A 12,864-nucleotide genomic window follows, 5' to 3' on the forward strand; every position below is an offset into this window, starting at 1 on the left:
GGCAGGGCGCCGGCGCAGCGGCCGCTATGGGTCGGGCTGCTCGTGGGCGCCGCCACCCTGGGCGTGATCTTCAGCCTGATGGCGGTGGTGCTCGGCTACATCGCGCTGGCCTTCTTCATCGCCACGCAAATGTTGTGGATCGGCGTGCTGGCCAGCGCGCTCTACCTGCTGCTGCACCTGGTGCACGACCTGATCGCCGCCCTGCTCGCGCCGGAGGGGCGCAGCGGACACCGTCTGCAGTCCACCTTCGGCCTTGCCCCGCGCGTGCTGGAGCAGTCGGCCACGGTGCTTTCGGGTATCAGCCGCGTGCTGATCCTGCTGCTCGCCATAGGCGCCCTGCTGGCGCCGTTCGGCACCGAACCGCAGGACCTCGCCGCGCGGATAAGCCAGTTGTTGGGCAACCTCACCCTGGGCGAGCTGCACATCCATCCGGGCACGGTGTTCGAGGCGTTGCTGGTGTTCGTGCTCGGCCTCGTCGCCGTGCGGGCGGTCAAGCGCTGGCTGGGCGAGCAGCTGCTGCCCAAGACCACGCTCGAGCCGGGCATGCAGAACTCGGTGGTCACCCTGCTCGGCTACGTCGGCGGCGTGGGCGCCTTCGCACTGGCGCTGGCCGCGCTAAACGTCAGCCTGCAGAGCATCGCCTGGATTGCCAGCGCGCTGTCGGTGGGCATCGGCTTCGGCCTGCAGGCGATCGTGCAGAACTTCATCTCCGGCCTGATCCTGCTGGCCGAGCGGCCGGTGAAGGTGGGCGACTGGGTGAGCCTGTCCGACGTCGAGGGCGACATCCGCCGGATCAACGTGCGCGCCACCGAGATCCAGCTGTGGGACCGCTCCACCGTGATCGTGCCCAACTCGCAGCTGATCACGCAGAACGTGCGCAACGTGACCCTGGCCAATGCGCAGGGCCGCGTGCAGGTCAAGCTGCCGATGCCGCTGGACACCGATGCCCGGCGTGCCCGCGAGATCATCCTGGAGGCCTTCCTCGGCCACGCCGCCATGCTGGAGACGCCGGCGCCGAACGTGCAGATCGAGCGCATCGACACGCAGGGCGTCCATTTCGTCGGCACCGGCTACGTGCACAGCCCGCGCGAGGTCGGCGCGGTGCGCAGCGACCTGCTGCTCGCGGTACTCGAACGGCTGCGCAGCGAGCGGCTGCCGCTGACCCGGCCGCAGGACATGCGCGTGTACCGCCTGCCCGATCCGGGCGAAACCGGCTGATCCGCACGGGCACCGATGCCCCGCATCGGCGCTCGCCCCTTCAGCCCATAGGACTCAGCGCGCCTGGCGGGCGCGCAAGTGGTTGCCGGCCGGGTACCGGAAGGACGCGAGGCGAGGTGAGGTCCATGGCAGCCGCGCCCGCTGGAGGAGGCGATCATGCCGGCTGCGGCTCGGCGGCTGGCGCTTCTCGATTCCTGACCGGTCGGGTGACCTGCCTGGCCACGCACGAGGGAATGCCTTCGGTCGCATCGGACTCCCGGCGCCGGTAGGCGCTCGGCGACATGCCGACCAGTTCGGCGAAGCGCGAGCTGAAGGTGCCCAGCGATGCGCATCCGACCGCGAAGCAGACGTCGGTGACGCTGAGGTCGCCACGACGCAGCAGCGCCATCGCGCGTTCGATGCGGCGCGTCATCAGATAGGCGTACGGCGATTCGCCGTAGGCGAGACGGAACTGCCGGCTGAGATGACCGGCGGACATGTGCACGCCACGGGCGAGCGCCTCGACGTCCAGCGGCTGGACGTACTCGCGATCGATCCGGTCACGCACGCGGCGCAATCGCGCAAGGTCGCGCAGGTGCCGTGCCGTGGCGGGTCTGCAGGTCACCGGCAGGATCGTGTCACGCCGCAGCGGGGTGCTCAAGCGGCCGGCGCCCGGCCTGCCTCAGCGCCCTGCCGCGCGGCGCAGCTTCGATTCGGGCCGCGCCAGCGCGTACATCTCCCATGCCATCTGCTTGAGCAGGGCCTGGCGATCCTTGCCCTGCGCGTACAGGTCCATGTGCGTGCGACCGGGCAGGAAGCGGAAGTCCGACCTCGCACCCAGGCTGTCGAGCACTGCCTTGAGCCTGTGCGCCGCGCCGTCGAGGTAGAACGTGTCGGCGGTGCCGACCACCAGGTGGATCTTGCCGTCCAGGTCGGGCTTGAGCTCGGGCCAGTGTTCCTTGACGCGGCGGGCGATGTCGTAGTGCTCGCTCCAATAGGCGACCACCGTCGGGTCGACGTCGCCGGTGTCGCGGTCGAACATCGGCAGCGGGCGGCCATCCGCGCCGCGTGGCGAGAACACCCAGTCGAACGAGGCCATCTGCCCGCCGTAGGGGCCGAGCACGCGCTCCAGCCGCGCGAAGGTCTCGAAGCTGGCGAGCACCTTGCCCTTGTCGCGCACCAGCGGGTACGGCGTGCCGTCGGCGCGGCGGTAGACGTCGGCGTGCGGGGCGTACAGGTCCACGCCGGTGAAGTCGTGGAAGTCGCTCGGGTCGGGCGAGGTCGACCAGGTGCCGCCGAATATTTTCGGGTAGCGCGTCTGCAGCCACAGCGTGGCCCAGCCGCCGGAGGAATGGCCGGTGAGGAAGCGGCCCGACGGACGCGCGTCCATGCGGTACTCGCCTTCCAGCGAAGGGATCAGTTCGGTCGTGAGCGCCTGCCCCCACGGTCCGTTGTTCACCGAGTCGGCGAACTCGTGCGTGCCGGTCGGGCTGGATTCATCCAGCACCACCCAGATCATCGGCGGCAACTGCTTCTCGGCCATCGCGCCGAACACCATCGCGGCGGTGCCGGCCTGGGTGCGCAGGTCGCCGCCGAAGCCGTGCGTCTGGTAGACGGTGGGATACGTGGTTTTGGCGGAGGCGTCATAGCCCGGCGGCAGCACCACCCAGCCCCGCATGTGGATCGGCCGGCCCCAGAAGGCGCTGAGCGCGGGGCTGACGAAATCGATCGGCTGCACCTGCTGGCGCGCCTGGGCGAGGTGCTTCTTCGTCGTGTCGCTCAGGTAGCGCGCCGGAAGATCCCACAGCGCTTGCGTGGGCACGGTTTCGGCGAGTGCCAACGCGGGTGCGCCGGTGCTGGGCAGGTGCACTTCCACCACCGGGCTCACCAGGTCGCCGCCGTTGCGCCCGTGGTAGTTGTAGTCGTGCTGGGTGTCCAGCACGGCCTGCACGAGGTAGTCGCCCGGCGGCAGTTTCGAGAACGCCGAAGGAAAGGCCTGGTCGTCGGCATCCAGCAGTACATCGCCGCCGGGCGCCAGGCGTTCGACCTCGCGCGCGGCGACCGCGGTCTGCTTCGGCGCGAACGGGCTGCTCTCCACCTCGGTCACCTTGCCGTCCTTGGCCGCCGCCCTCGCGGCCTTCGCCTCGGTGGCGAACAGCAGCAACCGCCCGGCCGTCGGTTTGGCAGCCGAGGCCGGCAGGCTGACCTGGAAGAACTGGTGCGCGACCGGTGCCGCCTCGCGCGCGCAGGCGCCGGTGGCCAGCAGCCCGGTGAAGAGCAACGCAAGTGCGCCGCGGACGGGGTTCAACATGGCAAGCGCTCCTTCAAGCGTGGGGCCGGTTGCCCGGCCCCGTGGATGGTCAGTCCTTCGAGTCCTTGGCGCCCTTCTGCACCGGAGCCAGGCGCAGGTCCTGGAAGTCGAAGCTGAAGTCGGTCAGCGGCGAGATCGGTTCCATGCGCGCTTCGCGCACCTGGCCGTCCTCATCCAGCGCAAAGGTGATGAAGGCATCGGCGTTGAGCGTGCGGTCGTCCCAGCGCACGGTGAAGCTGTCGTGCTGCCAGGGCGTCATGGTGCCGACCAGTTGCGGCGTGTGGCTGAAGCGCAGGCGCAGCTTGCCGCCTTCCTGGCTGACCACGACGTCGCCATACCATGGATCGCGGTAGGTACCCGCGTAGCCGGCCAGCGGCAGCGAGGGCTTGCTGTTCTTGGCGCGCGCGGCTTCGTGCTTGGCGAAGCTGTCGTCGGCCTTCGCCTGCGCCTTCTTCACCGCCTTGTCGTAGGCGGCCACCCAGTCGGTCTTGGTACCCGGATTGAGGTAGGCGTCGAGCACGCGGTAGGTGATGGCGTTGAACGCTGCGCCCGATTCGGCGTTGGTCAGCACCACCACGCCGAGCTTGAGCTGCGGCACCAGGGTCAGGCGCGAGACCATGCCCGGCCAGCCGCCGGTGTGCCAGACCAGCTTCCTGCCCTGGTAGTCGGAGAGGAACCAGCTCTCGCCGTAGCCGGAGAACTGCGGCATCAGCGGCGCCAGTTCCGGCACCGGCGGCTTGCCGGTTTTGATCGGCGTGAGCATCGACCACATCTGCTTCTGGCTGTCCTCGGAGAACAGCCGCTGCGGCTTGCCGTCCGCGCCCACCGTCGGCAATGCGCCGCCCGCCAGCTGCACGTTCATCCACCTGGCCAGGTCGTGCACGCTGGAGTAGATGCCGCCCGCGCCGGGGTCGTTGAGCCAGGCCATGGGCGGCACGGGCTCGAGTTTCTTGAAGTCGGCCTTGGCGTGGCCGGTGGCCACGTCCATGCCGCTCTTGAGGTAGGTCTTGTCGATCAGCGACTCGTCCATGCCCACCGGCTTGAAGATGTGCTCGCGCACGTAGTCGGCGTAGCTCTGGCCGGAAGCCTGCTCGATCACCAGCGTGGCCACGGCGAACAGGATGTTGTCGTAAGCGTAGCCGCTGCGGAAACCGTTCTTGATCGGCACGTTGGCCAGGCGCTGGACCACCTCCTTGGTGGTGTAGCTGGTCGGTGGCCAGTACAGCAGGTCGCCGGCGCCCAGCGACAGGCCGCTGCGGTGCGCCAGCAGGTCGCGGATGCGCATCTCGTGCGTCACGTACGCATCGGACATGCGGAACCACGGCAGGTGGTCGATCACCCGGTCGTCCATGTCCAGCTTGCCGGCCTCGGCCAGCTGCTGCAGCGCGGCGGCGGTGAACGCCTTGGTGTTGGAGGCAATCGCGAACAGCGTGCGCGCGTCGACCTTGTCGCCCTTGCCCAGTTCGCGCACGCCGAAGCCCTGCTCCATCACCACCTGGCCGTCCTTGACGATCGCCACGGCGATGCCTGGCACGTCGAAGGTCTTGCGTGCGCGGTCGACGTAGGCGCCGAAGTCGTCCAGCTGCGCCGGCAGCAGCGGACGCGCGGTGTCGCCGGTGGACACCGGCGGCGGCAGCGGTCGTGGCGCTGGCGTCTGCGCCCATGCGCCGGTGGCGGCGAACACCAGGGCGCAGGCCGCTGCCACGCGCGTGGAGAGGACGGGTCGGGTCATCGAGAGGCTCCGCTGATGAGAACGCCCCACTATCGCGGCAAAGCCGGCGCCGCGCCAGCCGTCCGGTCCGCTTCGGCGCCGTGGCGGGCATGCGCATCAAGCCACCAGCCCAGCGGGATCGACCACAGATTCTCCAGGCCATTGTCCCAGGCCGCCATGCGCGCCAGGTCCTGCTGGCCCTGCGCACCGGTGCGCGGGTAGTGCACGGGCACGGCGCGGGTGCTGGAGAAATACAGCGTGCGGTGGTCCGGCCCCAGGTGCGAGCCCCACGGGCCACCCTTGTTCACCGTGTCACCCAGGTCAATCGGCGCACCCCAGCGGTCGCCCTCGCGGAAGGCGATGTAGAGCCGGTCGGGCTGGTCCTTGCCGGCGTAGTTGGCGTCGAACACGATGAACGATTCATCCGGCGCCACCGCCGGGTCGAGCTTGTGCGCGCGGGCATCGCCCAGCGCAACCTCGACCGGGGCCTGGTAGCGGCCATCGCGAAACTGCGAGCGGAACAGCCGGAAATCGCCGTCCGCGCCCGGCCGCTGGAAATACAGGCTGCCGTCGCCCGCCACGCTGGGCGCATAGGTACGCGTGCTGGCGTTGACCGCATCGGGCAGACGCTCCGGCTCGCCCCAGCCTTCGCCCTTGCGGTCCACCCGCCACAGGTGTCCGCCGGAGCTGGGCGCGACCTTGCCATTGGCCATCACCGCGTCCAGCGGCTTGCCTCCCGCGTGGTCGGGGCGATTGGAGCTGAACACGAGGAAGGAACCATCCGGCGCCATCGCCGGATCGTGGTCCAGCCACTGGCCCGAGAACGGCGCGAGCGTGGGCGTCGACCAGCCGCTGGCCGCGCGGTGCGACACCAGGATCGCCGCGTTCGGCCAGCGGATGCGGTCGAAGAACACCGTGCGGCCGTCAGGAGTGAAGGCCGCCGAATCTTCCGCTGCCGGGCCGGAGATGACGCCCGGGGCGAAGATCGTCGGCTGCACCGGAAGCGCGGCCTCGGTGGCAGAAAACGCAACGCCGGGCACCAGCAACGCAGCCAGCAGGCCGCCGATCACGCGGTTCATGTCCGATCCTTGACTCATGGAGGAAGCGGCACTGATACGCCCGCCCGCCGGGCCCGGCGTGTGCCGCAAGTCACGCTCACATGCAGGCCCGCACGGGCGTGCCAAGATCCGCTCTTTTCCGCGGGAGCCGGTCATGCCCAGCAGCCCTTTGCCCTCCCCCATCCGCGCCGGCATCGGCGGCTGGACTTTCGCGCCCTGGCGCAACAACTTCTATCCGGCCGGGCTGGTGCAGCGGCGCGAGCTGGAATACGCCAGCCGCCAGCTGCGCGCGATCGAGATCAACGGCACCTTCTACGGCGCGCAGAAGCCGGCCACCTATGCCAAGTGGGCCGCCGAGACGCCCGAGGGCTTCGTGTTCGCATTGAAGGCCCCGCGTTACGTGGTGGAAAGCAAGCGCCTGGCCGCCGCGGGCAAGGGTATCGAGGCGTTCGTGTTCGGCGGGCTGGACGCGCTCGCCGACCGGCTCGGCCCGATCAATTGGCAGCTGGCGCCCTCGCGCCCGTTCGACGCGGACGACATCGCAGGCTTTCTGGACGCGCTTCCGCGCGAGCTCAACGGCCAGCCGTTGCGCCACGTGCTGGAGGTGCGGCACCGAAGCTTCGCCAGCGAGCGCTACGTCGCGCTCGCACGCGCACACGGCGTGCCGACCGTATTCACCGACGCCACGCAGTACCCCTCCCTTGCCGACCTCACCGGCCGCTTCGTGTATGCACGACTGATGCGCAGCGCTGCCGACGAGCCCGACGGTTACCCGTCCCCGGCACTGGATGCATGGGCCAGGCGCACACACGCCTGGGCGCAGGGCAAGGACATGGCGGAGCTGCCGCACGCGGACGCACCGCAGCCCGAGGGCGCGCCGAGGGAAGTGTTCGTGTTCTTCATCGGCAGCGCGAAGGAACGCAATCCGGCCGCGGCGATGGCGTTGCAGGCGCGCATCGACGCCGCATGACCGGTTCGCCCGAACGATGTTTACAGAGACTTGCCCCTGGCATCACGGGGCTTGGGGCAGGCTGGAAATCGTCGTATCGACGACGACTCCCATCACTGCCCAGGAGATCCGCCATGGCAATCCAATCCACCGGCTACACCACCGACCGCACCGGCGCAGGCATCGGAACAGGGCCCGTGCTGGCGTCGAGCACGCTCAATGGCGAGAACGTGCGCAACGCCGCCGGCGAAGATCTTGGTGAGATCAAGGACCTGATGATCGACACCGCCAACGGCACCATCCAGTACGCGGTGCTTTCCTTCGGCGGCTGGCTCGGCATGGGCGACAAGCTGTTTGCGGTGCCGTGGAATTCCATGCGCCTGGATACCGCCAACCATTGCCTGGTGCTCGACGTCTCCAAGGAGCGGCTGAAGGACGCGCCCGGTTTCGACAAGGACAACTGGCCGGATTTCGCCGATACCACCTTCACCAACCGCATCAGCAACTACTACCACTGAGCTGGGCGTACGGGCCGCACGGGCGAGGCGCCGCATCCGCGTCGTGGATACACTGGCGCACCGCCCGATGCGTTTCCGCCCATGCGCCAGCTTTCCTTCCGGCTCGACCGCGACCATGTCGAGCTCAACCAGCTGCTCAAGTTGAGCGGCCTTTGCGATAGCGGCGGCGCCGGCAAGGCGCTGGTGGCCAGCGGGGCGGTCTACGTGGACGGACAGCGCGAACTGCGCAAGACCTGCAAGATCCATGCGGGACAGACCGTGCGGCTGGGCGACGTGGAAATCCGCGTGGGCTGATCGCCCTGCCTGCGGCAAGCGCGGGACGCTTCCGTGACTGGGAAGTCGAAGTAACCGAACGGCTCCTGCCGGCGAAATCCCTTGCGAGTGCGGCGCATCCGGTCCCGGCATGCGCGTTCTGGTCCGCTTGTGGGGTATGCCGATGGTTCGTCGATGGTTCGCCTTGATTCCGCTGGCCGGCGCGATGCTGGCCAGCTGTGGCATGTCCGGCCCGGCCGACGCCGGCGGTGCAGCACGCCTGCCCGATCCACAGCTGGACCAGGCGCCCGCCCAGGCAGGCGAGCAGGTGGCGGTGTTCGCCGGCGGCTGCTTCTGGGGCGTGGAAGCGGTGTTCGACCACGTCAGGGGCGTGCGCAGGGCCTGGTCCGGCTATGCCGGCGGCGCCGCCGGCACCGCAACCTACGAACAGGTCAGCAGCGGCGACACCGGCCATGCCGAATCGGTGAAGGTGCTGTACGACCCGCGCCAGGTCAGTTACGGCCAACTGCTCGAGGTGTTCTTTTCGGTGGTCCACGATCCCACCCAGCTCAACCGCCAGGGACCGGACGTGGGCAGCCAGTATCGCTCGGTGGTCTTCTACACCACGCCACAACAGCAGCGGGTGGCCGCGGCCTACATCGCCCAGCTCACGGCAGCGCACAGCTTCGCCGACCCCATCGTGACCCGCGTGGTACCGCTCAAGGGCTTCTACATGGCGGAGGACTATCACCAGAATTTCGCCGCCCTGCATCCGGACAACCCCTACATCGCCTACAACGACGCGCCCAAGGTGCAGCACCTGAAGCAGTGGCTGCCGGCGCTCTATCGCCCGCAGGCGCAGACGGTCGAAGTCCAGTTGCACTGACGCCGCCGCAGGGATGTCCTTGCCCATCAGCCCGAAAACGGTGCGCTGAAGCCCACCCTGCGCGGATGTGCGACGGCTGGCGTCAGCGCGTCGGCGGCACCAGCCGCAGCTTGGCGCCGGGGCGCTGGCCGGGGCGCAGCATGCGCACGATTTCCGGCACCTCCAGCGCGCGTGCGTACAGGTAGCCCTGCCCCTCGGTGCAGCCGGCGCGCAGCAGGAACTCGTGCTGCGCCTCGGTTTCGATGCCCTCGGCGATGGCGCACAGGCCCAGCCGCTTGGACAGGGCGAGCATCGCCTCGACGATGGCCGCGTCGTGCGCGCTGCCCGGCAAGCCGGCGACGAAGCTCTGGTCGATCTTGAGGAAGGCAATCGCCGGCAGCTTGAGGTAGGACATCGAGGAGTAACCGGTGCCGAAGTCGTCGATGGCCACGCCCACGCCCAGCGCATGCAGCGCATTCATGGTGCGCTCCATCTCGTCGCCCAGGCGCAGGATGGCGCCCTCGGTGATTTCCAGCAGCAGGCGCTGCGGGGCGACCCGCTCGGCCACCAGCCAGCGGCGCACGTCCTCGACGAAGTGCGGTGCTCCGTAGGAACCGGCCGAGATGTTCACCGCGACGCGGATCGGCGGCAGGCCCTCCTCGTCCCACTGGCGCATCTGTCGGGCGACCGCCTGCAGCACCCATTGGTCGACGTGGCGGATCAGGCCCAGCTTCTCGGCCAACGGGATGAACTCGCCCGGCGCAATCTCGCCGCGCGCCGGGTGGCGCCAGCGCAGCAGCGCCTCGACCGCGACCACCTTTCCGTTGTGCATGTCCACGCTGGGCTGGTAGACCAGCCGGAACTCCCCGCGCGCCAGTGCCTGGCGAAGTTCCGCCGCCAGCGCCAGGCGCTTGCGCGCGTCGGCCTGCATCATGGGCGAGTAGAAGCGGTAGGTATTGCGCTCCTGCGTCTTGGCCGCGTACATGGCGGCATCCGCGTTGGCGATCAGCGTGACCGGCTCGGCGCCGTCCAGCGGGTAGCCGGCGATGCCGATGCTGGCGCTCAGCGCCACCTCGTAGTCGCCCACCTTCATCGGCTCGCCAAGCACCGTCAGCAGGCGCTGCGCCAGCGCGCCGGCCTGCTCGCGCGAAACCAGCTTGCCGATCAGCACGGTGAACTCGTCGCCGCCGATGCGGCCGGCCACGTCGTGTTCGCCCAGGCCGCGGGTGATCCGCTCGGCCACATGCACCAGCAGGCGGTCGCCGATGGCGTGGCTGTAGCTGTCGTTGACCACCTTGAAGGCGTCCAGGTCGATGAACAGCACGGCCACCGCGCCGTGCTCGCGGTCGGCCGCGGCGATGGCCAGCGCGCAGCGGCGCTCGAACTCGGCGCGGTTGGCCAGCCCCGTCAACGGGTCGTGCGTGGCCATGTGTTCCAGCCGCCGCTGGTGGGTCTTGGTGGTGCTGATGTTGGTGAACACCGCCACGTAGTGCTGCACGCGACCCTCCGCGTCGCGGATCACGCTGATGCTCAGCAGCTCCGGATACACGCTGCCGTCGGCGCGCAGGCTCTGCACTTCGCCCAGCCAGTTGCCGCCGGCGTGCAGGGTTTCCCACACCGACGGCGGCAGCGGCGACTGGTCGGGGAGGCGGCGCAGCTCGTCGAAACGGCGGCCCTGCATCTCCTGCAGCGACAGGCCGGTGATCGCCATGTGCGCGGCGTTGACCGAAACCACGCGGCGATCGGCGTCGGCGATGATCACGCCCTCTGCGATGCTGGCCAGCGCCTCGGCGGCGATGCGCCGCTCCTGCTCCAGGCTCAGCCGCTCGGAAATGTCGCGGACGATGGCCTGGCGCACCTTGCGCTCGCGCCAGCGGACCAGGCTGCTCTGCGTTTCCACCGGACGGACGTACCCCGCGACGCCGCGCAGCACCCCGTGGGTGACGCCCTCGCGGTTGGGCGCACCGCCCTCGAACAAGGAGGCGAACGGCATGCCGACGAGCTCGCGCGCGGACCGGCCGGTCCATTCGCATGCCTTGCGGTTGACGTCGAGGATGCTCCCGTCCTGTTCGTCCACCATCACGATGGCATCGGGCGCGCGGTCGAACAGCAGGTGGTAGCGCTCCTCGGTGCCGCGGATGCCGGCCAGGACGCGTCGCGCCAGGCGCAGCCACAGCAGCAGGGCGATGCACGCGGCGGCGGCGATGGTGCCGAACAGCACCCGGCCCATCCAGGCGGCGCCCTGAGCGATCTCCCGCGAGAACAGCTGGGCGCGCGGTTCGATCAGGTCGTTGAGCGCGCGGATCCGTGCCTGCTGCCGGGCCACCTGGGCACGGTCCATGGCACCGCGTGCGTGGCCGGCCTGCAACTGGCCGGCGATCGTGTCGAGCTCGGCCACCTGGGCGTCGGTCGAGCGCCACGCGGCCAGCGCCTGGCGCATGTAGGGCGCGGAGGCGAAATGGTCCAGCATGAAGATCACGCCCGGCACCGCCGAGGGCATGGTGTTGACCCGCTGCAGCGCCGCGGTGACCGCCGCGCGGTCGTACCGGCCGGCGGCGGTGACGTCGCGCGTCCAGCGGTCGGTGCGCAGGACCTCGTAGTTGCGGCGGAACCCGGCCAGGTCGGCCGGGTCGCCGCTGGCGGCATAGACGCTCAGGTCGATCACCGCCTGCTTCTGCGCCTTGGACCAGATGCTCTCGCCATTGAGGAAGCCGGCGAGAGCGACCTGGATCTGCAACGCGCCCCAGATGAACACCAGGATCAGCCCGATGACCGCCGCCAGACCGTACGCCAGCGGCAGCAGGCGCCTTGGCAGTGACTGCAGGCTGGGCACGGCAGCTGGCATTGCGTCCCTTGTCCTTTGGCTGACATGCCCGATTCTACGGGGCTACGTTGCACGTTTGGCGCCTATCAAGCCGCCGCCCCGTTCACGATTCCGTAAACGCGCGTCCGACCCACGCAGCGGTCCGCCAGGATGCGCATGCCGATATAGCTGCGCCTGACGCACTCGATGAGGTGGTCCACTTCATCGGCCACCGGTGCGGTTCCCTTGAGGGTGCACACGATCTCCAACGCTTCCCAGGGGTGAGTGTCATCATAGGCCGCATGCAGCTGCAGCCAGCGCAGGCTCTGTGCCCGCGTCTGCGCCGGCAGGCTCTGGGCGTAGCTGGCGCTGTCGTAGATCAGCCGCGACCACTCGCCCGTGGCGCCCTCCACCGCATAGTTGGTGGCGATGATGCCAGCGGCCAGGCTGTCATGGTGGCTCACCTCCTCGCACCAGTCGGCCAACGCCTGGGTGCCCTCGGCGCGCGGGCCGTAGAGCACTTCCTCGCGCGCCACGCCGGCACCTTCGGCCCAGTTGAGCCAGTAGTCGGCATGGTTCTGCTCGACGCGGATGTTGCGCACCAGCCAGCGGCGCGCAAGGTTGTCGCCCGGGCTGCGCCCGTACTGCGTCTTGAGCAGGTTGCGCGCCATGTAGGCGGGAAAGCGCTCGATCACCGGCCAGATGCCGGCCATGAAGTCGCGGGTGCCGTAGCGGCCGAGCCGCACTTCGCGCATCAGGTCCCACAGTTCGTGCCCGATCACGGCCTGCCGGGTCGCCTCGCAGGCGTCCACCAGGTCCTGGGCCCATTGCGGATAGCTGCCCAGTTCGGTCAACGGGCCGGTGCGCTCGAAACGATGGTTCATTGCGGTACTCCTAATTAGTAAGGTCTGGCTGCGCGCGTCGAGCGGGTGCGCAACGCGCGTACCCGCTGCTCCGGCCGGCAGCACGCCGGAGAGATCCATGTTTTCAACGGCCTGTCTCATGACTGGCGATATGCGTGCAGCCGGCCGGGCCGTTCGCGCCCGGTGGGGACCTGGTGTCCAGGCGCATCCCCGCGCCGGGCGCCGCCTGCGTCAGGCCGGGCCACTGCCCTGGCAGCCGTGCCGGAGCCGCCGTTCGGCGGCCAGCGCCGAGGCCACGTCGCGCACGTAGGTGCGGGTGCCGCGCACGAGCAGCAGC

Annotated in this window: 11 protein-coding genes; 5 read left to right on the top strand and 6 right to left on the bottom strand. The window is 69.5% G+C overall.

Translation table 11 applies throughout. The features are described from left to right. A partial coding sequence (locus HOQ08_RS03350; RefSeq protein WP_291191609.1) for a mechanosensitive ion channel domain-containing protein occupies positions 1-1,218 on the top strand: 1,218 nt, incomplete at its 5' end. Positions 1,219-1,372: 154 nt separating this feature from the next. Here the strand turns inward: HOQ08_RS03350 and HOQ08_RS03355 are convergent. The 4 genes from HOQ08_RS03355 to HOQ08_RS03370 are packed head-to-tail and all read right to left on the bottom strand — an operon-like array spanning position 1,373 to position 6,298. Further along, a complete protein-coding gene (locus tag HOQ08_RS03355; RefSeq protein WP_291191612.1) occupies positions 1,373-1,858 on the bottom strand; it encodes a helix-turn-helix transcriptional regulator in 486 nt (161 codons plus the stop codon). A 21-nt stretch (positions 1,859-1,879) separates the two neighbouring features. After that, positions 1,880-3,508 carry an alpha/beta hydrolase-fold protein gene (locus tag HOQ08_RS03360; protein ID WP_291191615.1) on the bottom strand — a complete coding sequence of 543 codons (1,629 nt, stop codon included), beginning with the start codon at positions 3,506-3,508 and terminating at the stop codon, positions 1,880-1,882. Positions 3,509-3,557: 49 nt separating this feature from the next. Continuing rightward, positions 3,558-5,240, bottom strand: a complete 1,683-nt coding sequence (locus HOQ08_RS03365; RefSeq protein WP_291191617.1) for a serine hydrolase — start codon at positions 5,238-5,240, stop codon at positions 3,558-3,560. 29 nt (positions 5,241-5,269) lie between these two features. Next, positions 5,270-6,298: a hypothetical protein gene (locus tag HOQ08_RS03370; RefSeq protein ID WP_291191618.1), complete on the bottom strand. Its 1,029-nt coding sequence runs from the start codon at positions 6,296-6,298 to the stop codon at positions 5,270-5,272. A 133-nt stretch (positions 6,299-6,431) separates the two neighbouring features. On the opposite strand from HOQ08_RS03370, the gene HOQ08_RS03375 reads away from it, so the two are divergent. From HOQ08_RS03375 to msrA, 4 genes are all read left to right on the top strand, one after another. Continuing rightward, positions 6,432-7,247 carry a DUF72 domain-containing protein gene (locus HOQ08_RS03375; protein WP_291191620.1) on the top strand — a complete coding sequence of 272 codons (816 nt, stop codon included), beginning with the start codon at positions 6,432-6,434 and terminating at the stop codon, positions 7,245-7,247. A 113-nt stretch (positions 7,248-7,360) separates the two neighbouring features. After that, entirely contained in the window at positions 7,361-7,744 is a 384-nt protein-coding gene (locus HOQ08_RS03380; RefSeq protein ID WP_291191622.1) for a PRC-barrel domain-containing protein, read from the top strand. Positions 7,745-7,825: 81 nt separating this feature from the next. Next, positions 7,826-8,038, top strand: a complete 213-nt coding sequence (locus tag HOQ08_RS03385; protein WP_291191624.1) for an RNA-binding S4 domain-containing protein — start codon at positions 7,826-7,828, stop codon at positions 8,036-8,038. Positions 8,039-8,180: 142 nt separating this feature from the next. Further along, positions 8,181-8,882, top strand: a complete 702-nt coding sequence (gene msrA / locus HOQ08_RS03390) for a peptide-methionine (S)-S-oxide reductase MsrA (RefSeq protein ID WP_291191626.1) — start codon at positions 8,181-8,183, stop codon at positions 8,880-8,882. An 82-nt stretch (positions 8,883-8,964) separates the two neighbouring features. Here msrA and HOQ08_RS03395 read toward each other — a convergent pair whose 3' ends face one another. Further along, the gene (locus HOQ08_RS03395) at positions 8,965-11,706 is read right to left on the bottom strand and encodes an EAL domain-containing protein (RefSeq protein ID WP_291191628.1); all 2,742 of its coding nucleotides are present in this window, start codon (positions 11,704-11,706) and stop codon (positions 8,965-8,967) included. 65 nt (positions 11,707-11,771) lie between these two features. Beyond that, on the bottom strand, positions 11,772-12,548 hold the full coding sequence (locus HOQ08_RS03400) for an iron-containing redox enzyme family protein (protein WP_291191630.1): 777 nt from the start codon (positions 12,546-12,548) through the stop codon (positions 11,772-11,774). Positions 12,549-12,864 lie beyond the last annotated feature (316 nt).

The organism is Frateuria sp., from assembly GCF_013362045.1.
Taxonomy (GTDB): Bacteria; Pseudomonadota; Gammaproteobacteria; order Xanthomonadales; family Rhodanobacteraceae; genus Frateuria_A.

What these genes read in the sequence shown, in the direction of transcription:
- HOQ08_RS03360 (WP_291191615.1), bottom strand. Translation starts at nt 3,508, where the DNA reads ATGTTGAACCCCGTCCGCGGCGCACTTGCGTTGCTCTTCACCGGGCTG.
- HOQ08_RS03365 (WP_291191617.1), bottom strand. Translation starts at nt 5,240, where the DNA reads ATGACCCGACCCGTCCTCTCCACGCGCGTGGCAGCGGCCTGCGCCCTG.
- HOQ08_RS03370 (WP_291191618.1), bottom strand. Translation starts at nt 6,298, where the DNA reads ATGAACCGCGTGATCGGCGGCCTGCTGGCTGCGTTGCTGGTGCCCGGC.
- HOQ08_RS03375 (WP_291191620.1), top strand. Translation starts at nt 6,432, where the DNA reads ATGCCCAGCAGCCCTTTGCCCTCCCCCATCCGCGCCGGCATCGGCGGC.
- HOQ08_RS03380 (WP_291191622.1), top strand. Translation starts at nt 7,361, where the DNA reads ATGGCAATCCAATCCACCGGCTACACCACCGACCGCACCGGCGCAGGC.
- HOQ08_RS03385 (WP_291191624.1), top strand. Translation starts at nt 7,826, where the DNA reads ATGCGCCAGCTTTCCTTCCGGCTCGACCGCGACCATGTCGAGCTCAAC.
- msrA (WP_291191626.1), top strand. Translation starts at nt 8,181, where the DNA reads ATGGTTCGTCGATGGTTCGCCTTGATTCCGCTGGCCGGCGCGATGCTG.
- HOQ08_RS03395 (WP_291191628.1), bottom strand. Translation starts at nt 11,706, where the DNA reads ATGCCAGCTGCCGTGCCCAGCCTGCAGTCACTGCCAAGGCGCCTGCTG.
- HOQ08_RS03400 (WP_291191630.1), bottom strand. Translation starts at nt 12,548, where the DNA reads ATGAACCATCGTTTCGAGCGCACCGGCCCGTTGACCGAACTGGGCAGC.